The organism is Paenibacillus filicis, assembly GCF_038070315.1.
Lineage (GTDB): Bacteria > Bacillota > Bacilli > Paenibacillales > NBRC-103111 > Paenibacillus_G > Paenibacillus_G filicis.
The window spans coordinates 109,550-131,857 of the sequence record NZ_JBBPCC010000015.1; the positions used below are offsets into that span (position 1 = coordinate 109,550).

19 protein-coding genes are annotated in these 22,308 nt (G+C 53.5%); 1 reads left to right on the plus strand and 18 read right to left on the minus strand.

What is annotated here, in order from left to right:
- Window positions 1-6 precede the first annotated feature (6 nt).
- The 4 genes from WMW72_RS21680 to WMW72_RS21695 all read right to left on the minus strand — a co-directional run bounded on the left by WMW72_RS21680 (window position 7) and on the right by WMW72_RS21695 (window position 5,344).
- Window positions 7-3,123 carry an ATP-binding protein gene (locus WMW72_RS21680; RefSeq protein ID WP_341417654.1) on the minus strand — a complete coding sequence of 1,039 codons (3,117 nt, stop codon included), beginning with the start codon at window positions 3,121-3,123 and terminating at the stop codon, window positions 7-9.
- A gap of 193 nt (window positions 3,124-3,316) precedes the next feature.
- Window positions 3,317-3,646: a chaperone CsaA gene (csaA, locus tag WMW72_RS21685; RefSeq protein ID WP_341417655.1), complete on the minus strand. Its 330-nt coding sequence runs from the start codon at window positions 3,644-3,646 to the stop codon at window positions 3,317-3,319.
- Complete coding sequence (locus tag WMW72_RS21690; RefSeq protein ID WP_341417656.1) at window positions 3,633-4,529, minus strand: DMT family transporter; 897 nt, start codon at window positions 4,527-4,529, stop codon at window positions 3,633-3,635. The genes csaA and WMW72_RS21690 overlap by 14 nt, the downstream gene beginning before the upstream one ends.
- Window positions 4,530-4,630: 101 nt before the next feature.
- The gene (locus tag WMW72_RS21695) at window positions 4,631-5,344 is read right to left on the minus strand and encodes a helix-turn-helix transcriptional regulator (RefSeq protein ID WP_341417657.1); all 714 of its coding nucleotides are present in this window, start codon (window positions 5,342-5,344) and stop codon (window positions 4,631-4,633) included.
- 224 nt (window positions 5,345-5,568) lie between these two features.
- Here WMW72_RS21695 and WMW72_RS21700 point away from each other — a divergent pair, with 224 nt between their 5' ends.
- On the plus strand, window positions 5,569-6,021 hold the full coding sequence (locus WMW72_RS21700; RefSeq protein WP_341417658.1) for a DinB family protein: 453 nt from the start codon (window positions 5,569-5,571) through the stop codon (window positions 6,019-6,021).
- A 27-nt stretch (window positions 6,022-6,048) separates the two neighbouring features.
- Here WMW72_RS21700 and WMW72_RS21705 read toward each other — a convergent pair whose 3' ends face one another.
- From WMW72_RS21705 to WMW72_RS21770, 14 genes are all read right to left on the minus strand, one after another.
- Complete coding sequence (locus WMW72_RS21705; RefSeq protein WP_341417659.1) at window positions 6,049-6,732, minus strand: YdeI/OmpD-associated family protein; 684 nt, start codon at window positions 6,730-6,732, stop codon at window positions 6,049-6,051.
- A gap of 180 nt (window positions 6,733-6,912) precedes the next feature.
- On the minus strand, window positions 6,913-7,536 hold the full coding sequence (locus WMW72_RS21710; RefSeq protein WP_341417660.1) for an FMN-dependent NADH-azoreductase: 624 nt from the start codon (window positions 7,534-7,536) through the stop codon (window positions 6,913-6,915).
- A gap of 84 nt (window positions 7,537-7,620) precedes the next feature.
- Window positions 7,621-8,082 (minus strand): MarR family winged helix-turn-helix transcriptional regulator, encoded by a 462-nt coding sequence (locus tag WMW72_RS21715; RefSeq protein ID WP_341417661.1) that lies wholly within the window; start codon window positions 8,080-8,082, stop codon window positions 7,621-7,623.
- 51 nt (window positions 8,083-8,133) lie between these two features.
- A complete protein-coding gene (locus WMW72_RS21720; protein ID WP_341417662.1) occupies window positions 8,134-8,490 on the minus strand; it encodes a DoxX family protein in 357 nt (118 codons plus the stop codon).
- Between the two features lie 311 nt (window positions 8,491-8,801).
- Window positions 8,802-9,659 (minus strand): SDR family NAD(P)-dependent oxidoreductase, encoded by an 858-nt coding sequence (locus tag WMW72_RS21725; RefSeq protein WP_341417663.1) that lies wholly within the window; start codon window positions 9,657-9,659, stop codon window positions 8,802-8,804.
- Between the two features lie 140 nt (window positions 9,660-9,799).
- Complete coding sequence (locus tag WMW72_RS21730; RefSeq protein WP_341417664.1) at window positions 9,800-9,949, minus strand: MerR family DNA-binding transcriptional regulator; 150 nt, start codon at window positions 9,947-9,949, stop codon at window positions 9,800-9,802.
- A gap of 169 nt (window positions 9,950-10,118) precedes the next feature.
- Window positions 10,119-11,318, minus strand: coding sequence for a VWA domain-containing protein (locus WMW72_RS21735; protein ID WP_341417665.1), 1,200 nt, complete (start codon window positions 11,316-11,318; stop codon window positions 10,119-10,121).
- 2 nt (window positions 11,319-11,320) lie between these two features.
- Complete coding sequence (locus WMW72_RS21740; RefSeq protein ID WP_341417666.1) at window positions 11,321-13,651, minus strand: DUF5682 family protein; 2,331 nt, start codon at window positions 13,649-13,651, stop codon at window positions 11,321-11,323.
- A complete protein-coding gene (locus WMW72_RS21745; protein WP_341417667.1) occupies window positions 13,648-14,751 on the minus strand; it encodes an ATP-binding protein in 1,104 nt (367 codons plus the stop codon). Before WMW72_RS21745 ends, WMW72_RS21740 begins: the two co-directional genes overlap by 4 nt.
- A gap of 57 nt (window positions 14,752-14,808) precedes the next feature.
- Window positions 14,809-16,632 (minus strand): HEAT repeat domain-containing protein, encoded by a 1,824-nt coding sequence (locus WMW72_RS21750; protein ID WP_341417668.1) that lies wholly within the window; start codon window positions 16,630-16,632, stop codon window positions 14,809-14,811.
- Between the two features lie 29 nt (window positions 16,633-16,661).
- Window positions 16,662-18,104 (minus strand): SWIM zinc finger family protein, encoded by a 1,443-nt coding sequence (locus WMW72_RS21755; protein ID WP_341417669.1) that lies wholly within the window; start codon window positions 18,102-18,104, stop codon window positions 16,662-16,664.
- Window positions 18,105-18,246: 142 nt separating this feature from the next.
- A complete protein-coding gene (locus tag WMW72_RS21760; RefSeq protein WP_341417670.1) occupies window positions 18,247-19,437 on the minus strand; it encodes a Ger(x)C family spore germination protein in 1,191 nt (396 codons plus the stop codon).
- The gene (locus WMW72_RS21765; RefSeq protein ID WP_341417671.1) at window positions 19,434-20,525 is read right to left on the minus strand and encodes a GerAB/ArcD/ProY family transporter; all 1,092 of its coding nucleotides are present in this window, start codon (window positions 20,523-20,525) and stop codon (window positions 19,434-19,436) included. The genes WMW72_RS21760 and WMW72_RS21765 overlap by 4 nt, the downstream gene beginning before the upstream one ends.
- A gap of 30 nt (window positions 20,526-20,555) precedes the next feature.
- Window positions 20,556-22,304, minus strand: coding sequence for a spore germination protein (locus tag WMW72_RS21770; RefSeq protein WP_341417672.1), 1,749 nt, complete (start codon window positions 22,302-22,304; stop codon window positions 20,556-20,558).
- Window positions 22,305-22,308 lie beyond the last annotated feature (4 nt).

The window sequence follows — 22,308 nt, forward strand, 5'->3', positions numbered from 1 at the left end:
ACCTCCCTATAGCGGCTTCTCCCAGTCTTCTTCATTCCCTTCTACTCCTCTATGGGTCATGGGCAGGTCGATCCTTACGCTGGTCCCGATTTCCAGCTGTGTATGCATCGTCAGGGCAGCCTGCGGTATCGTAGCCAGCCGCCTGCGGATATTATGAATACCGATTCCCCCGCCTTGTCCGCTCTCATGAAGGATCCGGCGCAGAACCTCCTCCGGCATCCCCACACCGTCATCCTCGATGCTCACGGTTATGAATCCATCCCCTGCTTCGATGCTGAGCGAGACCGTCCCGGTCCCTTCCTTCTCGAAGAGCCCGTGGCGGATCGCATTCTCCACAAATGGCTGGATGCTGAGCGAAGGAATCATCAGCCCGCTTAACGCCGGATCGACTTCACATACAAAATCGAATCGTTCACCGAAGCGAGCCTTTTCAATCTCTACGTAAACCTGGATCAGCTCTAGCTCCCGATACAACGGAACGAATAAGCTGGAGCGGTCCATATCCAGAATGTATCGTAGATAATGACTCAGCATCGTCAGCAAGTAAGCTGCCTTCTCCCCATCTGTATAACAGAAGGAAATGACGCTGCTGAGCGCATTGTACAAAAAATGCGGCTTGATCTGAGCCTGATGGAACGCATGCTCATTGCGGATAGCTTCCTGAATCGAGGTCTTCATGGCCAGTAGGGTTTGAATGCGGGCGATCAGTGTCTCACCCTCAAAGGGCTTCGTGACATAATCATTGGCCCCGGCCCTGAAGCCAAGCGCAATATCCGAAGGCGCATCCTTGACGGTTGCGAACAAAATCGGCAGATCCAGAATCGAGTGCTCTTCGCGCAGCATCCGGCACAGCTCGACGCCAGAGATCTCTGGCATCATGACATCCAGCAGCACCAGATCCACCGGCGGCTGCTCCTTCATCTTGACCAGCGCTTCCTGGGCTGAGAAGGCGGTTTTGACATTGTACGGCTGCCGCTTCAGGATGTTCAGCAGCATGCGGATATTGGAAGGCTCGTCATCGACAAGGAGGATCGTATGCTCATGCTGATCCAGAATCTCCAGCGGTCCGTCCGGCCCTTCCACCCGCTGGGGCTCTTCCTCTGCGGAGGCCGTCTCCAGATAGGCGCCGGCAGGCTCCCTAGCCGGAAGGGAGAAGACGACACGAGTTCCCCGTCCGGGCTCCGACCAATCGATGCGGATGGCTCCGTCCATCCGCTCGACCAGTTGACGGCTGATGTACAGGCCTACTCCCATACCGGGATATCCGTCTTGCGGCAGAGACTCCTCCAGCCGTTCGAAATATTCGAAGACCGCCGCATGCTTGTCCGGAGCGATGCCCCGTCCCGTATCCTCCACCGATATGACGGCTGCCTCCTGGTCCAGGCTGGACCTGACGGTGATCGTGCCTTGCTGCGTGTACTTGATTGCATTGTGAACCAGATTATACAGCACCTGACGCAGCCGGTTTTCATCGGCCAGCACCCAGATTGCGGGATCGACCTCATTACTCAGCCTGACGGCCTTGCCCGCCAGCTCGAACTGCAAGATTTCGATCACAATCTTCACGACCATACGGAGGTGGACAACCGTCGGATAGAGCCGCAGCTCTCCGTGCTTCAGACTGGAGACATCGATCAGGTCATGAATCAGCATCGACAGCTTCATGGACGTGTCCTTGATGAGCCATAAATGCTGCTTCTGCTGAGCGGTGAGCGATTTCTCCTCATCCTCCAGCAGATGTGAGGCCATATTCAGAATCCCATGCAGAGGTGTCTTCAGTTCATGGGAGGTGTTCATCAGAAACTCATCCTTCCGCTGATTGGACACCATCAGCTTATGCGTGAGCAGCTCCGTCTTCTCGTAAGCGTTGGAGAAGCGCACAGCGAGCAGAATATTCATACAGATGATGAAGCAGATCAAGCCCAATTTCCCCGCCAAATCGGTCGGAACGGCATTCTCGGTATATAAGGTTCCGTCTACCAGATAGAGCATCAGCGATACGAGGCCACCGATGAACAAGAGCAGCTCGTAGCGGTCGGATGTATGCTTCCGTTCTTGCCCATACAAATAGAGCAGCCTGCTCAATATATAGAAAAACAGAATTCCGGCATACAGAAAGAAGAAATATTTCATTTCCGTATGTATGCGATACGGCAGAGCAATCACCGATGCGATATAAAGAACAAGAGGGGCAGTCAGCCACGCCACCGCTCTCTGCGGGAGGAGCCGGGCATTGATAGAATTGAAGAACAAGATGATCACAAACGCGCTGCCGAACTGAGACAGATCCAGCAGCTTGTAGGCTACATCGAAGGGAAGAGCGGGAAATATCCGCTGCAGAAGCTTTTCCCCGTACAGCAGGCTCCCCAGCAGGATAATGAACAGATACAGCCCGCTGAGCACGTAGGTTTTCTCCCGCCTCCCCATAAAGTAGAAGCTGAGATGATACGCTCCAAATATGCCGAGTATCAGTACAAGAGCAATATCCGAGCCTATTTGTATGCCGTCCTGCACGGCCAAGTCCTGATGCAGTCCGAACTGAAGCGAATTCACGATCCCTCCGGTAACGAACACATAATTGGATGCCTGAATCACGATCTCCAATTCGGATGCATCGGTATGAAAGAACGTCGTATACGGCGTGTTGCCTGGCTGATGATGCTCCAGATCGGCTGCCGGGATACCGCTTTCTCCCATTAGCTTACCGTTAATAAATAGACGATGGGACATGCGGATGCTTCTGACCTTCAGCCCCAGCACCTCATCCGTTTGCCCGAGCTTGACCTTCAGCCTATAGGTCCCGAAACCTCTCCGGTCGATGCCGCCCTCGAACGTCTTCCCTCTCCAGGTCCCCGGTACGGCGGCATAAGCTCTCTCGTGCCGTTCCCCTTCCCGGAAGTCGGCAGGCGTCAACAGCTCACCCGCATAAAATTCCCACTCGCCGTCAAGTCTGACCAGCCCCTGCCGCTCGAAATCCCATCCCGTTAGATCCAGCACCCCCCGCGAAGTCGACGGGGCGTCCCGATTGGGTGCGGTTAGCGTCTGAACAGCTATAAATAATGACAGAGTCAATGTAAAAATCAAAGCGATGCCTATCCATTTGCCGAGATATGTCCTTTTCAATACGCATGCTCCCTTAGCCTTGGGCGTTCCATTTATTCTATCACGGAAGACTCACAAAAAACTCACAAAGATAGAGCTTTCCGGTGAGTTCCAGGAACGGAGCATGCGATTCCCTCATAAAAAAGCTCCCGCACAGCTTACCGCCGCGGGAGCAAAAATTGGGGGCGTCCATCTCTGAATGACGGTCTGCTTCCTAGGCAACCGGAGTTCCATTCGGAACCGGCTGGTCCGGCCGTAGCAGCACGACATCTCCTTCATCCGGCATGCCGCCTAGCACCAGCACCTCAGAGGTAAAGCCTGCGATTCTCCGGGCTGGCAGGTTGACCACAGCAACCACCTGGCGGCCAATCAGCAGCTCCGGTTCATATCTGCGCGTCAGTTGAGCGGAGGATTGCTTAAGCCCCAGTTCGCCAAAATCGATCCTTAGCTTGATGGCCGGCTTCCTTGCTTCCGGGAACGGGACCGCTTCAACAACGGTTCCAATCCGGAGCTCGGCCTGAAAAAAATCTTCAACGGATGCCATGCGCCTTACCTCCTTGTCTGGCGAATAATGGGATATTACCGGAGAGCAGCAAGCCTGCAGTTACCAGCAAAGTGGCTGCAAGATCAAAGACCGTGACCGCTTCATGCAAAAAAACTGCGGCTAGCAGATATCCGAAAATCGGGGTCATAAATAGCCAGTTGTTTGCTTTCACGGCGTCCCGCTTCAATAAGTAGTACCAGAGCAGCATCGCACCGATCGAAATCATGAATACGAGCCAAAGCAGCGAACCGAAAAAATGCACATCCAGCTTAACAAAGTACTTGTCTTTTTCCAGGACATAAGAGAAAGGCAGGGAAATCGCGCCTCCGATACATAACTGCCACGTATGAATGACCAGATTCGGCAAGGCTACATTCTGCTTTTTAAAATAAACGCTGCCGACCGCCATGGATACCATGCCTACGCCTAATATAAGCAGTCCGCTTAGGGTGGCCTCGCTGCTGGTGATCGAAGGCCATGTCGCGATGACTAATCCGGCCCCCGCCAGGATCATCCCTATCCATTCTTTACCGGACACCTTCCGGTTCAGCCAGAGATACGACAGGAAGGCGACCAGGAAAGGATTGATGGTCACAAACAAGTTAAACAAGCCTGCGGTTACATCGTTTAGAGCCAAGAAGGTGGCGCCCAAGTAAAGGGTCGTATTTAATAAGCCCAACACGAGCAGTACGCCCCATTCCTTTGCCCGCGGCCAAGGATATTTGCGATTGAACACATAGACGTACACAAAAAGCAGCCCTCCCGCTAGAAGAAGACGGATCGCAGCCAGGGCCAGGGGCGTTGCCGAGGACAAGCCCAATTTCGTTGCTATCGCTGCCGATGACCATAATAGTGTAAAAAGTAACCCTAATGCCGTTTCCATGCTCTACTCCTTTGAACGAAGATATACCTCGATTGTACATCTGTCCGTTCAAAGGATTTGACTGAATGTCGGCATCTTTTAACTCGATGTCGTTCGTCTGCTTACAGCAGACCTTTTTTCCGGTATTGGCTTGGTGTGAGCTGCTCGCATTTCTGAAATAGCCTTGTTAAGGAAGACTGATGCTCCAGCCCGACTTGCATCGCAATATGCAGAATAGGCAGATCCGTATGGCGAAGCAATTCCTTGGCCTTATTGAGCCTTACCTCTTGTACGTAAGCGGAGGGAGATTTGCCTGTGAATTTGATAAACCAATCCGTGTAATAGGAGCGGTTGTAATGCTCAAGCTCGGCAAGCTTTTGCACCGTCAAATCTTCAGCATAATGCTCATGAATGTACCGGATGGACCGCGGCAGCTGCTCCTGGAGCAGACAATGCGAGATATAAGGAAACAGCTCCTTCAGAGCAGGCTCGGGAGACTGCCGGTCCAGCTCGTTCAAGATCAGATACCGGATTCCTTTCCACTGATTGTTCAGGGAATAAGAAACGCCCCTATGCTGCAATTGGCTGGAGGATATCATGAAGTGAGGAATATCCAGCACTAAAACCTCGTTGCGCACCGCAGAATGATACGTATGCTCGCATTCCGAAGGAACGAAAAATAAGGTTTGCGCATCCAGCATCAAGTCTTGCGCACCGGCCTGGATCGACAGCTCGCCTTGGAGAGGTATGATCAGCTGGGCATGAAGATGGGAATGGGTTCTTCGCTTGGCTGTATAGGTTCGCCGTTCGGCGATAATGTCTTTGAATGTTTCCATATACGTTCTCCCGTTACTCAGCACTTATCTATCTATGTTATAACCTTAAATATAGAGGCTACAGATTTGACCTGTCAAACCCAGTCTAAGGCATTTTTTTGAGCTGTATAATTCGAAGGTTTATCCAACCGAAACATGACAGACAGTTGTCTACTTCTGAACGGTATAATCTAGCTATGCTCCGGGACTTTGGAGCAAATTTTACTCAGAGTGGGGCTACGAATATGCCGATAAATAATGATATTTTGAACTTTAAAGAATTTAGCACTTGGGTTGCGACCTTACACGAGCTGGATCGAGAGCTATGGACCCGGCCCCTGTCAAAAGGGAAATGGTCCACAAGCGAAATCATCTCGCATATCATGAATTGGGATCATCATATTCTCACTTCGATTCTTCCTGCGGTAAAAGCAGGAACACCGATCCGATTCCCTGATGAGGATCGGTATAATCAGCAGGCCTCCGATTATGCCAGGTCGGGCATCGGACAGTCGGCTTTGCTGGAAGAGGTCATTCAAACCCGGGAGCAGCTCGTTGCAGAGCTATTGGACATGCCGGAAGCGTACTATTATAAGCAGCTTAACTACTCCCTCTCCTTCTTAATTTCTGAGTTTGTCTTGCATGATCGTCATCACAAAGAACAGATTGAATCATGGTTAAGACAGCATCAGGAGTGAAGGCGATAGGATACGGACGTAAATTTCCTAAGGACGGCTCGCTAGGCTCTGGCGATACAGCTCACGGCTCTTAAACCCCAGCCTCAGAATGTCCTTCATCTCTTCCCGCCGCTTCGCCTGCGTGTCCTCCTGCTTGGCACTGTAGACATAACGAGCCCAATCCTTGCGGTATCCCTGCGTAAGCGATTGATAGAAGGCCAGCAATGCCGGCTCGTCCGTCAAGTCCTTCTCCACTGCTGGAATGAATGCGATATAATCGTCCACGCGCTGACTGGATTGCGAAGAAGTCTTGCCCTTGCCAGCGGCATCCTCCTTAAATCCAACGACAGTAAACACGTCATCGAGCCCTACCATACGGGCAAACTTAATCGTGCTTGTCCCGATATATCCCTGCTCGTCACTGCTGAGGCCCGCAAGCAAATCATCACGATGGATGAAGGTCGGGTACACCTTATTGCCTTTCTTGGGATATGCTGCGTACAAATAACCGTTAGGATGGAGCAGCCCGCGTTCAATCACTTGATTCACCAGGTTCTGCAATTCACTCATCTCCAGCACAAAGGCAAAGATGAGATCATAGCCAGGTTTATCGAGTGTCGTATCGTACCCCGTCAGCTCTGCGAAATAATCGCTTCCTGCCGGCTGCTTCCATACGGCTATCTGTTCAAACTTCTGCAAATTCAGTTTGGCAACAATTGATTTTTCCATCATACTCGTCTCCTTTGGCCTGCTTTCTATTAGTTTAACACAACAAACCAAATCAGCGCGCACCCTCCATGGATGCGCGCTCCTATGCGTACGCTCTGCCTTTGACCTTCGTTCCAATTTAGCATGGCACAAAAAAAGCTTCCCGGCTCGGAAACCGGGAAGCTAAGGCGTATATAAATGCAATTAGAATACGGAAGCGGCTTTGGCGACCTGCTCCAAGCCTTCGGACACGATGGCCGCCGAACGGTCTTGGAACTGATTATGCCCTTCGATGATGATCTCCTCGGCCTTGATGCCGAATAAGCCCAGTGCTGCTTTCAGCGGTTTCACGGCAGATTCGATCGATGCCATAGGTTCGACCGAATAAACTCCGCCGCGGGCATTCAACAAGACGACTTTCTTATCCGGCACGAGTCCAACTGGTCCCTCAGCTGTATATTTGAACGTCTTTCCTGCCTGAGCGAGATACGAAATATACGTGATCAGCGGCGCAGGAGCCATGAAGTTCCAGAGCGGGAAGGCAAGTACGACTTTATCGGCTGCCAGAAACTGCTCCAGATAACCGTTAACTTTTGCGGTTACGGATGCTTCTTCGGGCGTCAGCTCCCAGCCTTGACTTAATTTATATAATCCCGTGATGGCGGTGTTGCCGTAATACGGAAGATTTTCCTCATACAAATCCAATTCAGTGATCACATCACCCGGATGCGACTCTTTGTATGCATTCAGGAAAGCTTCGTACATTTTAACACTTACCGCTTGCTCAACAGGACGATCGTTAGCCTTCACCAATAAAATATGAGACATAGTATGATTTCTCCTTTATATTGAAAAGATTTTTTTGTGATGTGGAATTGCGTATAGTTACCCGGTAGTCGGGTCACCTCCTCATCAGGAGCTGCAGTTTCCTTTACTAGCCGCATGAAGCCCCGTTTTCTTCAATAATCCAATAAGCTGTTGCTTCTCCTCGTCCGTCAATACGGAAAATACATCCGCTATCGTCTCCGTATGCTTGGGAAAAATATCGTCAAACAACGCTTGCCCGGTATCTGTCAGCTTGACGATAACCGATCTCCGGTCCTCCGGACTTAATTCCCTTTGGATAAGGTCTTTCTTCTCCAGCTTATCGACCGCATAGGTAACGCTCCCGCTCGGGATCGAAAACTTCTCGCCTATTTTTTGAATAGGCTGCGGTCCCTTATTATATAGAAACTCCAGGATATGAAACGATCCTATCTCGACGCCATAGCGGCTGATATCGTGCTTGAGAACTCCAAATATGGACTTTACGGAGTTCAGATAGACCCGAAGCAGCCTCAAGTCCAGCTCATTCTTCTCTTGATTATCATTCATTGTGTACCTACCACCTTTGCCGGAAGCTAAAGGGGGATTTTATACGTTCCGTTAACCGAGCAGTGCCCCCCAATTCATAAATAATACCACAAGTCCAAGGAGTAGTAATACTAAGGGCATCCCCATACGGGCGGCCGGGTCTTTCACACGAGCATGCGTGACTATGGCCCCGATCATCGTTACAACAACCGCCAATCCTCCGATTGCCGCGAGCTGCTCCTTCCAGATCCCGAACGCCAGAAGTGCCGCACTCCCTACCTCCACGACTGCTGTAAAGATACGGAAGCCTGTAGAAAGTCCATAGCGCTTGAACTCATCCACCATCTGCTTTGAACCAAACTTCATCAAGCCGAACATGAGAAATCCCAGCGCCAGGACACACTGCACGACGACAGATAACGTAGTCATCTCTTAATTCCCCTCCACACTTTTTCGATCCGAAGCCGCCGTTTGTACCGTGCCACGGCATCGAATCGTTATAATTTTATTTAAAATAATTATATTTATAATAATATTAGGATATATCTCAGAAGTCAACACTTATTTTTAGTAAGCAAGCGATAACACTTCTGTGAACAACAAAACGCCAAGTCTTAGACATCAAGACTTAGCGTTATCGAAATATTCACAGCTATGCTGTCCAGCAAGGAATCACTCCTGGATCTGGTTGATTGCTCATGCTTGAACCGGTTCATCCTTGCAGACGCAGGCTGGAAAAATTATGTTGCAATCCGGGTGCGGAACTCTTGCTGATAAATAGCCTCCACAAGGGCCAATAGCCCCGGCCCATGCTGGGCAAATGGCGTTGGAACCGGTTTTCCCTTTATGAGAAATACGCCGCTGCTATTTATATATCGAGGATCACATGCAGCTTCATACAATCGGGAAGCGCCCTTGTCAGGCTTGGGAAAGAATAGATTGACAAGAGGCAGCATAACGGCTGGCATACCGTTACTCTTGGTCATGGGCGTCTTATTGGGCCCCGGACACACACTGGTCACCCGAATGCCTGCTGCCTGAAATAAGGGAGCTGCTTGCTCCGACCACAAGGACAGGGCCAGCTTGCTGGAAGCATAAGGCCCGAGAAGCTTACGAAACGGCTGCGAAGGCTTCAAGGTTCCGGGATCAAATTGCTTGACCATTAAAGAAGCATTGGAGGAGGTATTAATGATCGTCTTCATAGTTCCCTCCATCAGCAGAGGCTTCAATTCCATCGCCACGATATAGGGCACTACACTGTTAACCTCGTAGTGAATTTCACGTCCCTGCTTGGATACACTGGATTCGGATAAGCTTATACCGGCGTTATTGAACAGCACGTCGATGCCCTTTACTTCCGATTTCACGAGCCTGAGCACTTGGCGAAGCTGATGAAAATCGCCCAGGTCCGCACGGTACAGCGTCAACTGGCCTTGACCGAGAGCCCTTTGAACACCAGCCTCATGATCAGGAAAAGGCGACCGGTTGATGGCTATTATGCGCCAGCGTTCCCCTAACAGCCGTTTGGTCAGCTCGAGCCCGATCCCAGAGTTTGCCCCTGTAATCAGGGCAGTCTTCGTCCAATTATTTATTAGCATGGCCTATAGCCTCCACCTTGAATGCATCGTTGAGTAAAGAAAGCTTTTCACCGCTTTGAAGCTTGTGGGTAATGAGATCCCTGATTTTTTGCAAATCACTTATTTGCTGCTCCACTTTGCATTTGTAGTCCAATAGCATCTCACGAATATACGGTATAATAACGATGGCCGTTGCTCTTACGCTTAGCCGGCGGGAGCACCCCGACCTTCTCATAGTAACGCAGCGTATCTTCATTCACATCGGTGAGCGCGGCGAGCTGCTGGATCCTGTATACCTGCTTGATGAGCAATCACCCCTTTTCTAGAAATCTTACAACTTGAAGTTAAGTCCAAGTCAAGTCATGGATTTGCTTTAGCATGAACAAAAAGCCGCTGGCGATTGGCCGCGACTACAAGTCCATTTCAAATTCATACAGCCCTGCAGCGCTGCCGACAAGAGCGGTATTGCAGGGCATCGTCTTAGTACATCTTGACTCCCGCGCGTTTGGCGAGCTCGAACAGATCGGCTCCCTTCAGCGCTCCTTCCACAATGACAGGCAGCAGACCCGGTGTGCAGGCAAAGCATGGCGTTCCATCTCTGGTCAAGATCTTCGCCAGCCGCTCGTCGTAGCATGGCTGCCCGCTATCGGACAGCGCCAGCAGCCCCAGCGTCTTGACGCCGGACTCCCGCATCTCCCGCATCCGCCTGATCAGTGCCGACTGATTGCCGCCCTCGATCAGATCGGAGATCAGAATAAAGATCGTTTTTTTCGGCTCTTCAATAAATTGTTCGCAATAGGCTACCGATTTATGAATATCGGTGCCGCCCCCTAGCTGGATGCCGAACAGCATATCCACCGGATCATTCGCACACTGCTCCGTCAAATCCACGACCTCCGTGTCAAACACGACAACTCGTGTACTGAGTGCCGGAATGCTGGCAAAAATCGAGCCGACCACCGATGCCCAGATGACCGAATCCGCCATCGACCCGCTCTGGTCGATATCGAGGATAACCGTCCATTCTTTGCTCTTGCGTGCGCGGTCAAAAAAGTAAAACTTCTCCGGAATCAGCTTCTGGCGTTCCGTATCGTAGTGCTTCAGATTGCGCTGGATCGTCCGCTTCCAGTCCATGCCGCTAACGGAAGGCAGCGGCGAATGCTGGCGCCGGTTCAGGGCCCCGGTAACGGCCCGGCGGATATCGGATTCGAGCCGTTTGGCCAGCTCCTCCACGACCGCTTTCACGAGGATGCGCGCCGTTTCTTTCGTTTGCTCGGGCATTCTTCCCTTCAGCGACAGAAGCGTACCGACGAGCTGAATATCCGGTTTTACCTTACCGAGCACTTCCGGCTCAAACAGCAGCTGCTTGAGTCCCTTCCGTTCGATCGCATCGTTCTGAATGACCGACACGACATCCTCAGGGAAGAAGCTGCGAATATCTCCGAGCCATTTGGCCAGTCTCGGCGCTGATTTGCCCAGACCCGCCACGCGCCCCTCCGGGCTGCCCGGCTGATCCGTCGTCTCATCATACAGCGCAGCGAGCGCCTCGTCCATAATCTGTTCTTCAGCCGTCAAGCCCACGCCCGCCCCTTCGGTGTAGCTGCTTAACTGCTGCTCGGCAGAACGGCCGAGAATCAATCTCCATCGCGATAACTGCTTCTGTTCCGCTTCATTGTTCATGGCTACAAGTCCCCAAAGTCAAAATCATTCAAGTCGTCGAGCATCTTCTCCTCGGCCTCCTTCAATTCGCCGGTCAAGGCTTCCGCGACCGATTCCGTATCCAATCCCCACACTTCCCCCAGAAGCTCAGCCACCATGGTCTTCTCGTGCGGCGAGAAGGCGCTGAAGGCCCGGCGCAAAAACACAAGCGCACGTTGAAACTGCGTATCGTCCAGCGTCCCGATGTAAGCATTAAGCTGTTCCCATAGACTCATCCTAGACAGCAGGCCATAACGGTTGCGCATAGACAAACCTTCAAACCAGCCAGCACCAAGGTCTGCCGGAATTCCCGGGGACAGCCGGCGCGATACTTCCTCTGCACACTCGGCAACAGACAACTCCCCCCGGTCCAGCAGCATCGCACACGCATAGCCCGACAAGCGCGGATTACGGTCATCCCGGCTGGACAACTGGTGCAGCTCTTGTACCCACAGACGCTCATCCACCAGCTCATGATGCTCCTGTGATACCGTATTCAGTTCATTCATAGCCGTCAGCATCGGTCCGGAGGCTTCATCGCTGCAGCCGCTGGCATCTACCAGGAAGAGACATGCCCTTAGAAATAATTGCTCAAGCAAAGGCTGCAGGGGCATCACATCGATACGCCGGATATCGCCATAGCTAATCATGAGCGATAGATGACTGGAAGCCGCGGCAATTTCCACGACATCATGATTATCCACGGCCAATCGCTGCAGCGTCTGGCGCGCCGACTCCATCTGAGCGAGCATCCCGCATTCGCAGGCTATCCGGATCAGCGATGATGCCTCCTGAACCGAGCTGCACTGGTCCAGCTTCTGCTGCAGCTTGAAAGCAGCGGCCAGCTCGACCGTTTCTCCCAGCAGCGTGGATTCGACAATTTGGATCTCCGCCTCCGGCGTCCATTGCATAACCCAATGCTCCGCCCAGGTGGCTTGATCTTGCCCGCTGGGCCGCTTCTTGGCGAAGGAGATGCCGAGCAGCTGCAGCCGGTGCAGCAGCACGGAACGGCGTAAGTCGAGGAACGCAGCCTCCTCAGATTGGACCCGCCGGTTTTCCCGCAGATCGAGAGCCAGGTCCGTGGCAACAGCCGTCTTGAACTTGTCGAGCTTGAGCGACTTGAACAGCCGGTTCAGGTCATCCTGAATCGGCGTCTGGCTGACTCCCTCTGCCAGCTCGCCAATAGCCGTGCCTACATCCACACTGGCGAGCGCTTCCGCGACAACTGCCAAGTCGCCATGACCGAGCAGCGTCTGTGCCGCATCTCGCAAATCCAGCAGCGTTGGCGCGCTTCCCTGATGAAGTGCACCCAGCGATTGCGCCAGACGCACAGCTTCAATGACTTCGGCTGTGGAGCGGTAGGTTCCCGAAGCGCGAAGCGCCGAGGCCACTTCAGATAAATACGAATGTCCCAAGTCGTTCACCGTACCCATGTCCATCGCTTTCCACATGAGTTCGAAATACCGCGGAGCCTGGTTGCCCGCTCCGTAACCCGACATGGTCGACAGCCGGTAATAGGAATACGGCATCAACGTAAGCTTCGTGTCCCGTACCGGTAGTGCGTCCAGCTCTTCGTCTGACATGCCATCATCCAGATTCGCCAGGGCCGATGCATGATAGGCTCCACATACGACCACGATTCGCTGCGGCTCATGCCCGGCTTCGATAGCCGCCTTAATCTGGCGTCGCATATAGGATTCGCGAACCGCATTGTAAGCAAACTCCTGCCGGTCCTGCAGCCATTCTTCGGCTTCCGACAGCTCGCGCATCTGAGCGGAGAAAGCTAGAATAGCCGCTCTGTACGCATGAGGGTTCAGGTTATGTTCGAAATGCCGCTCCCAATACATCTCATAATTCGGCTCGCCAGCCAGAGACGCGATCCGCTCATACAGCGAGGCTGTTGGCGGTTCCTGAGACGGTTTCCCCTCCGTCTCCCGCTCCTGCTTCTGCGGTCCGTCCCTTCTTGCTCCCTGTAGGGCAAGCGCCACGGTAGAAGGCAAATCGATAAAGGCACAATGAACATGATGCTCCTGCGCCCACTTCATCGCCTGGTACTCGGGAGAATAGACAGCAAGCGGCCACATGGCCGTACGTACAGGCAAATCAGCGGTAAATGCGAGCACCGCCACCGGCGGCTTCGTAGCCTTATTGATCAAATGGCGAATTTCCGCCGTAGCATCCGAAGGACCCTCAATCAGGACAGCCGTCGGCTGGAGCTCATCCAGATACTCCCGCAAGTGCCTGGCTCCGCCCGGGGACAGATGACGTACGCCGAAAATAGGTACCGCCTGCTCTGTCCTTCCTTCTCTGCTCACTCGTTCATCTCCTTGCAAGCCTCATAAAGTCCGCGCCACTGCGCACCGCGCTTCTTCATCACATTGTCGAGATATTCCTTCCAGACGGTCTTGTCCTTTTCATCGTCCTTCACGATAGCACCCTGCAGACCTGCCGCCAAATCCTCATCCGATACTTCGCCGCTGCCGAAGCTGGCTGCCAGCGCCATACTGTTCGTGAGCAGCGAGATGGCTTCCGCCGTCGAAATGACGCTCCCCGGTGTCTTCACCTTGTCCTTCTTATCCAAGGTCATACCGCTGCGCAGCTCGCGGAAGATTGTAACCACCTTAAGCAGCGCCTCATCGGCCGGCACGGCCGCCTGCAAATCATAAGAAGCGGCAATTTCCCCTACCCGCTTCTTCACGATTTCCACCTCCGTCTGCACATCGGACGGCGAAGGAAGGATGATCATATTAAACCTCCGCTTCAAAGCAGCAGACATTTCGTTGACACCACGGTCTCGCGTATTTGCCGTTGCAATGATAGCAAAGCCTTTCTGCGCGGGTACTTCCCTTCCCAGCTCCGGCACCGAAATCGTCTTCTCCGACAAAATGGAGATCAGCGCGTCCTGCACCTCGGAGGCACAGCGGGATATTTCCTCGAACCGGGCGATGCCGCCCGTCTCCATCGCCCGCATAATCGGACTGCGGACGAGCGCTTCGGGCGTAGGTCCGTTAGCGAGCAGCATCGCATAATTCCAGGAATAGCGCACCTGTTCCTCACTCGTCCCTGCCGTCCCTTGCACCACCTTGCCTGAATCGCCATGAATCGCAGCCGCCAAATTTTCCGACAGCCAGGACTTGGCCGTCCCCGGCTCGCCGATTAACAGCAGCGCCCGGTCTGTGACCAGCGTGGCAATAGCCATCTCTACCAGACGCCGGTTGCCGATATATTTGGGCGTAATCGTAACCCCACCAGCCTCCCCGCCGCATATAAAGGTCAGCACCGCCTGCGGCGACATTCGCCATCCCTGTGGAGCCTTGCCCGTATCCACTGCAATTAACGCCTCCAGCTCCGCAGCATAGAGCCGCTCTGCTGGCAAGCGCATCACATCCTGAACCGTTTCCTGCTGAGTATTCATTCGCTTTGCCTCCCCTATCTGATACGCTGCCATCCGCTAACGAACAGCAGCCCTTCTTTATTGTGTATTCTTCAACCGTTCCACCAAGTACTCCGTCTGTTTACGGGCGGAGTGAGTGAACTTGGGCAGTATGGCTTCCAATCGATTCCCATAAGAAGAAGGCATCTGAAGCATCATTTCCCAGACGTGGTGGTCAAAATGATGGAACGACTGATTGCGTTCATGCTCCAGCGAGAGCATGAGCAGCTCGTGCAAATCCGGAACGCCAGTGCGCTCAAGACCCAGCAGCACCTTGCCAGCAAACCGGTTGCGATGCTCCGGGTTGTTCTCCAGCTTACCGCGCAAATACAGCTCGGCCTGACTATGGCCCGGGACGGCAAATATTGAGACAAGCTGGGTTTCGCTGTATGCGATCAGCCAGTTCAGCCACCGCGCATCCCACTTCTCGCGAACTTCGCTCATGCTTGCAAATTGTACGCGGCCAATTCGCATAGTTCCCTCTTCGTACCAGGGAGCCGGGATGGTTTCATAGATTTGCTCCGTCAGTTGTTCCTTCATCAGGTCGAGGATCTGGCGAACTTCTTGGCGTCTTTCCTTGTTCGCTCCGTCCATACGCTCCAGAGGAGCGCCGTAACGGTCATAGAATGCCGCCGGCGTCAGGCAGCGATAGCCTGTACGTAAGGCAAAGGGGTAAAAGAACGGATTCTTCTTCTCTAGCTCTGTCAGCAGCTCCAGCCCCCGCTCCCCTCCGAAATCCGCCAAATAGTCGGCAGCAACATGGGATACAGACAAGACCGGACCAGTTAAGAATATCGGATCTCTCAGCGCTTCCATATAAACTTGAAGCAGCCGGTCGCTCTGTTTCCCGCTTAAGACAGCTGTCAGCAGAAGAATCTTCTCCACCAGAGTCTCTGTGTTCTTCGCATCCGGCTGCTTATGGATCAAGTCAAGAATCCGGGCATTCAGCTCCTCGGTCACACGATCCATCAGAACGGGCGATTCACTCATCCTTACGCCTTCTGAGGCAATGTCCGCATCCTTGCCCGTTAACCCTTCATACAGCCGGTTACGGACCGCTTCGGTATCCAGCGATGATAACGTAAGATAGGCAGCTTGCCGGATGCTCTTCTTCTTGTCCTTTGTCCACTCGATAAGCTCCGGCTCATAAGCCTTCTCGCCGCTCAGCCATTCAATCGCCGTTACTCTTACTTCATCTGAGCCTGCACGGGCCGCTCGGGCTATCCATTCCAGATGAGCCGCCTTATCGATGACGGCTACAACCTGCAGCTTGCGGGCATCAGCTCGCCCTCCATCCGGGTTGAAGCTTTCCAAGAGTGAAGGAATGATCTCAGCGCTAAGGGTTGGCAGTACCTTGAGTGCCATGAAATCTGCCAGCTCGGCATACGGATCGCCCAGTGCGCGGATCGCCAGACGAACCATCCGCAAATCATGAAACAAGCCTTGCCCGGCAGCTTCATGCACGATTTCGTACCGGCCCCCTCCAGTCGTCGTCAGCGCCTCCCGCACCGCGGCGAGCTGACGATAGGAAGCCTGGGTGGGCATCGCCGTCGGCTGATGCCGGACGGGCGTCAATTCTCCGGTAGGGGCCGTAGCTCCCTGCGTGTAAAGTACCGAGTTCAGCAGAGAGGCGAGCTCCTGAAGCGTCTCTGCCGTTGAAAGACGCTCATGTTCCGGCGCTTCCGGGGTTATGAGCGCGGCGATCATCTCGCTCAAGCGCTTGAATACGGGAGATCGTTCGCCAAGCTGTTGAAATTGAGGCAGCAGCCGCTTCAGCCGGAAATCTTCCTCGGCCAGATCGCTGCCCGCGATATAGACGCGCCGCACCTCCTGGTGCAGCTCTTGCAGTAAGGCCGTACTCATGTGCTGTACCTCCTATTGGGTCATGACTTCTAATATAACAACCGCGTAAGGCGGGTTTCACTGATAACGCTTAGCGGCTGAACCACCAGCCGTCCGCTGTCCAGCCGATGCCCGAATACGACCAGCATGGCTACATCCTTTAACTGCTCCGGCGGCAAAAAGGACAGCAGCTCCACCGTTGCCGGACCATCGACCACCGCATCATCCAGCACCAGAAACTGTCCGGCTTCATCTCCGATCGCAAGCTTCCCGTCCACCGTCTGCTTTAGCTCGGACACGTGCAGGAGCATAGCGGGATGCTTGTCGGCAAGCGGATTTTTCAGCTGGTTTTTCACCAGCTTGACCGCCTCTGCATAGATACGCTGGGCCTTGGCTGTTATGGCTGCATAATCAGCAGGCTGCAGGGTCCGGGTAGTCATGGCCTCCCAGCGGACACGGCGGTTGAGATCTCCCGGATAGCGATACAGCTCTTGAATCGCCGCCACCTCGAAGAAGCTATCGTCTTCGCGAATATGCTTCGCCGCCTTATACGGCCGGTATTGCAGCGTCCTATGAATGTTGCCGCTCGCCAGATCGATCCAATACCCCATATCGACAAATTCCTGCCGCCCCTTATCGTCATAGGACAGAAAGGAAAGCTGGGCCAGCTCGACATCCTCGCTCGTCAGACCGCATGCCTTCAACTCACTTAACGGCCATGCATAACCAAGCCACTCCTCTATCGTCGTCTCATGATCCGGCTTCATGTCAGGCGTCTCCAGCCGTGCGTTGAGGTTCGCTCTGCCTTTTTTCACCAAAGCATGGATGATGGTCAGCTGTTCGACCACATCCGTGTAAGCAGCCTCAAGCTTCCCGTCGCCCTGACCTAACAGCTGGGTCAATCTGCGCAGCGCGGTCTGTGCTCCCGGCAAATAATAGTTGCCGAGCTGCTTGACTTGACCGTCCATCACCTTCAGCATTTTTTTATCGATCGTCCCCAGGCCGCTTCGTACTAGCGAGTCGACTATTTTCTGGAGCAGATCCAGCCCTTCCAGCTGAGCTGCGATCTTTTTCTTGAGTGCGCTTGTGTTTACCTTTTTCGGCTTAGTCTCTATGTCCTGAGCCTCGCGCTGCACCTTTTGCTCCTCACGCTTCTCGGCCTTTGCCCGCTTCGAAAGAATATCCTCCGGGATCGGTGCCGCTTCGAAGGTTTCTCCGCCCGTGTATGCGTACAGAAGTCCTAAAGCGTGCTTGCAAGGGAGCTGGCGGCTGGGGCAGGAACAGCGCAGCACCGGCTTGTCCGGACTGATAAAATCTCCGGAGCAGAGATAATTCGAGCTACCGCTGCCTTTGCACTCTCCAAACAAAAGCGTCCCGTCCTCTGACTTATGTAAGTGCACGAAACTGCGCTTTTTCACGAGTCCGCGCGCATTTTTTACGGCTGCATCATTCGGAGCCAGGGCATTGATGTACGATTCCGTAAGCTCGTTCAAAAGTTTCCCTCCCGACTATGAATCTTCTTGTAATCTCTACCATATTATCATAGGATGACAAAGCATGACAAAAATCGCCGCAAGTGTGAACGGCGATTACATCTATCCTTGTATGAAAGCCCAGTCCGTTTACGGACCTGCTTTAATCGGACGTTGTGTCGGAGGCTCCATATTCCTCAATATTTAAATGCACCTCATAGGTAACCGGTACATGAGCGAACGTCGTATCCCAACCATGCTCCACCTTGCTCCAGATCGAGGGGTACTGGATTTGAAGTTTCTTGCCGAATCCTCCGACATCGGCCTGCAGGTCGTGCTGCATGTTATCCACCGTGGCCTTCAACATCGCCTCGACCTTTTTTTCCAAAGCCTTTGTTTCACTTTTCATGCTGTCTATCAGCTTATGACCGCCGGACGAGTAGTCCTCGCCAATTCGTCCGTTCGATTGGATCGACACGTGAAACGAAATCTCATTCCCCTTTATATGTGCCTTGATGCTGCTATCCATCGACTTAATCTCGTAGGTGATCAGCTTGTCGTTTTTCTGATTGTAGGTTTTGACGACCCCGCCCTGGCCTCTTCCCGTCAACCAGACCAGCCCCTCCAGCTCCTCCTCGTCCAGAAATCCGCCGAGCTTTCCCGTCTCTCCCTTGATGACGGCTGCACCTGAAAATTTGGTCTCCTTGCCGGCAGCAGTCACACTCTGCAGGGCAAAGCTGGTATGCCCGTGCAGCGGGCCTATCGCCTTCGCCATGGATACCGGCTCCCAAATCCGCGTGCTCCTGCTCCTGTTGTTGAAGGTGCCATTCAGCACCAATGCCGGGGTTTGGCCTGGCAATGCGTTGCTGAACACATCCTTGGCTTTGCCTTTGCTGACCAGCAGCAGCACACTGGGGCGGATATGGTTGTCCCTGCTGAAGAACTCGATTAACTCCGAAAGCCTCGTGGTTCGAGCCAGCTCTTCGCTGATGACGATCGTCTTCAGGTGATGGCCGATCGGCAGGCGGTCGGAACGAAGGGAAAGTTCCCGAACCGCCTCGAAGATAGAGTCTCCGGTCTGCGTGGCGTTATAGTAATTTCTAGACGCAGCCCCTTCCTTCTTGGAACCGACTGCACCCTGCGGAATAATAAACTGATACGTACAGGAGACCTGATTCCGCTTGGGGTACTCGCCGCCCTTCTCTGCGAACTTCCGCTCCGTTCCCCTCTCATCTCCAATATCCAGCGCAACGCCCACCTCCAGATTGACATCCTCGATAGGCGCGCTGCTCCAACAGGAGGTAAGCAGCATACAAGCTCCTAGCAGTATCGTTGCAGCTCCGGCGCGACTCATGAGCCTGCTCTCCTCAGACGGGCCAGTAGCAGCAGCGGTAGCGGGATCATCCCGAACAGCAGGATAGAAAAATTGCCGATTCCTGTCCCGAAATCAAACAGCCCATTCAGATTCCGAGGGATTTCGGTCACGATATAGATCATAGGCAGCAAAATGAATAAACAGCGCTGCCGGTCGAGCCTAGTTAGTTGGGATAGCCCCAGAGCCGCTCCATAGAACGCTATGCTGAACGTGCAGAAAATCTGCATGATCCAGATGGCCAGCCACAACGATTCGAAGCGCTCAAAGATTAGATATTTCACCTCAAAGCTGCGGATCAAGTCAATAAATGGCCATGTCCGGGTAACCACACCCTCGGTGGAAAAAGCCCCGATGCACAAGACTACAGCCATGATATAGAACATCATGGTGATCAGCGTACTGGATACGACCACCCGCACGGACTGCTTGGGCTTTTCCATAAAGGCCATCATAAACAGCAGTGCTTCCCCGGAGGTGAATGTCAGCGCCGTCGGCTTGAAGGAGCGCCAGACGGGTCCCATCCCTTCCCCTAACACGGGCCGGAGGTTATCCATATCGAAGATTTGGAGACTAAGCAGGCATACGACTATAAACACCGTCCAGGTAATGGGAACAATTACCCGGCACATCCGAGACACCGCGCTGATTCCTCCACTGCATAAATAAAGCGACACCCACATAAACAGCCCGGCAATAGCCCAGAGGGGGGTTCCCTCCAGAAGAAAAAAACTGGTGACCTCCTGCACCATACGCATCTCGAAGCTGGCGATGCACACCAGATACCCGATCAGGATAAATCCCAGCAGCATACCGATGGGCCACCCGACGATCTTCCGGATATATTGAAAAAAGGTCTGGCCCGGGAAGCGCCGGCCAAGCCAGGCGATGATGAGCCCGGTAACCATAGAAAGCAGACCTCCAAGGATAACGGACAGCCAGACATCCGGAGTTTGAGCCTGCTCGACCGTAGTCCGCGGAAGCGTGAATACGCCCGCAGCCAGCATATAGTTGACCAGGACAATGATGGACTGGCCCGTTGAAAGCTGTTCTTTCTCCGTTGTATGCAATGCATTCACCTCCGCTAACTGGATTGAACCTTACCCTTTGCGAATCGGATCTTTCGGGTCCAGCAGCGACGGCCGGCGTCTAAGCATTTGCAGTGGCAGGCGGATCATAAAATCCTTCCAGTCCCTCATCCGGTCGGGAACGGCCAGACTGAGATAAGGCAAGCCAAAGCTCCTCAGCTTGATGAGATGGCTGCATAACAGCAGGAAGAAAAGAATAACACCATACAGCCCGAATACCGCCGCGAAGAACATCGCCCCGAACCGCAATAGGCGCAGGGTGATGCCTGCGCTGTACATCGGCATGGCGAAGGAAGAAATCGCCGTGACCGCCACGACAATAACGAGAATGGGACTCACGATACCCGCCTCTACCGCCGCTTGTCCGATGATGAGACCTCCGACGATGCCCATCGCCGGACCGATCGGTTTGGGGAGACGGAGACCCGCTTCCCGCAGAACCTCGAGAGATAGTTCCATAATCAGAGCCTCGATCAATACAGGGAACGGTACCCCTTGACGAGAGCTGACAATGGATATGACCAGCTTGGTCGGAATCAGTCCGGGATGGAACGAGAGAAAGGAAATATACAGGGCCGGTGCAAACAGCGAGATCGTCGCCGCGAAAAAACGCAGGGTACGCAGCAGTGAGCCGGCAATCCATCGGTCAAAATAATCCTCCGGGGATTGCAGCAGCATCCCGAACGTCACCGGCATAATCAGGGCGAATGGGGTGCCATCCAGCAGAATCGCAGCCCGTCCTTCCAGCAAAGCGGCCATCACGCGATCCGGCCGTTCCGTATTCTGGATCTGCTGGAACGGACTGAGGAAGTTGTCCTCGATCAACTGTTCCACATAGCCCGACTCCTGCACGTCATCGATATCTATCGTGCCGATCCGGCGCTTGATTTCCTCGATCAGGTCCTCATTGGCAATATCCCGAATATAAGTAAGCACAAGTTCCTTCTTGATTCTCTTCCCCACGGTAAACGAGATCATCGCCAGCTGCGTCTGCTCCCCGTGCCTTCTCAGCATGGCGGTATTATCGCTGAGCGTTTCGTTGAAGCCGATGCGCGGCCCTCGCAGAAGCGCCTCGGAGATGGGCTCCTCTGCATTTCTCGTTAGGCCTTTGGATGTGCCCAGTACCAAGGCCCGCTTCATGCCGTCCACCATAAGCACGGCCGAGCCGAACAGCACTTTTTGCAGGGATAAGACAGGATCGGAGGTAAACCCAATCTCAGAGACTTGAACGATCTGCTGCACGATCATTCTCCCTAGCTCCTCCTCATCCGGCGGGGCCGCCATGCCCTCGAAGGGACGGGCTGCATACATGAGCGGCTTCAGAATGTTCCGGTCCATCGAATCCTTATCCGTCAGCCCATCCACGAATAACAACGCCGCCCGGATCTCCAGAGAGCCGATGCGCAGCTCCCGCACATTCACGTCGGACATATCGCGGCTAATTTCCTTGAACAATTGAAGGTCTTCATAGAAGCGGCCCGAGTAGGTCATGCCTTGAGGGTCTATCTCATGGTCTTCCCGCTTCTCGTCCTGTTTAGAAGAGAGGACAACTCTGCCTGCGCCAGACTTATCTGGAGAGGCTAGAGCATCCGTTTCTTTGCGCCGGGCTCTGGCTAACTGCTTGCCCCGTCTGCTGACTTTCCCTTCAGAGGCTCTGATCCAGTCCACGGTTTGTTTGATGACGACAGGGACAAGCAGAATGAACAATCCCTGGATGAGAACGCTCCAGCCTGGCATAAAGCTGGTTATCATGGTCCACATGGTT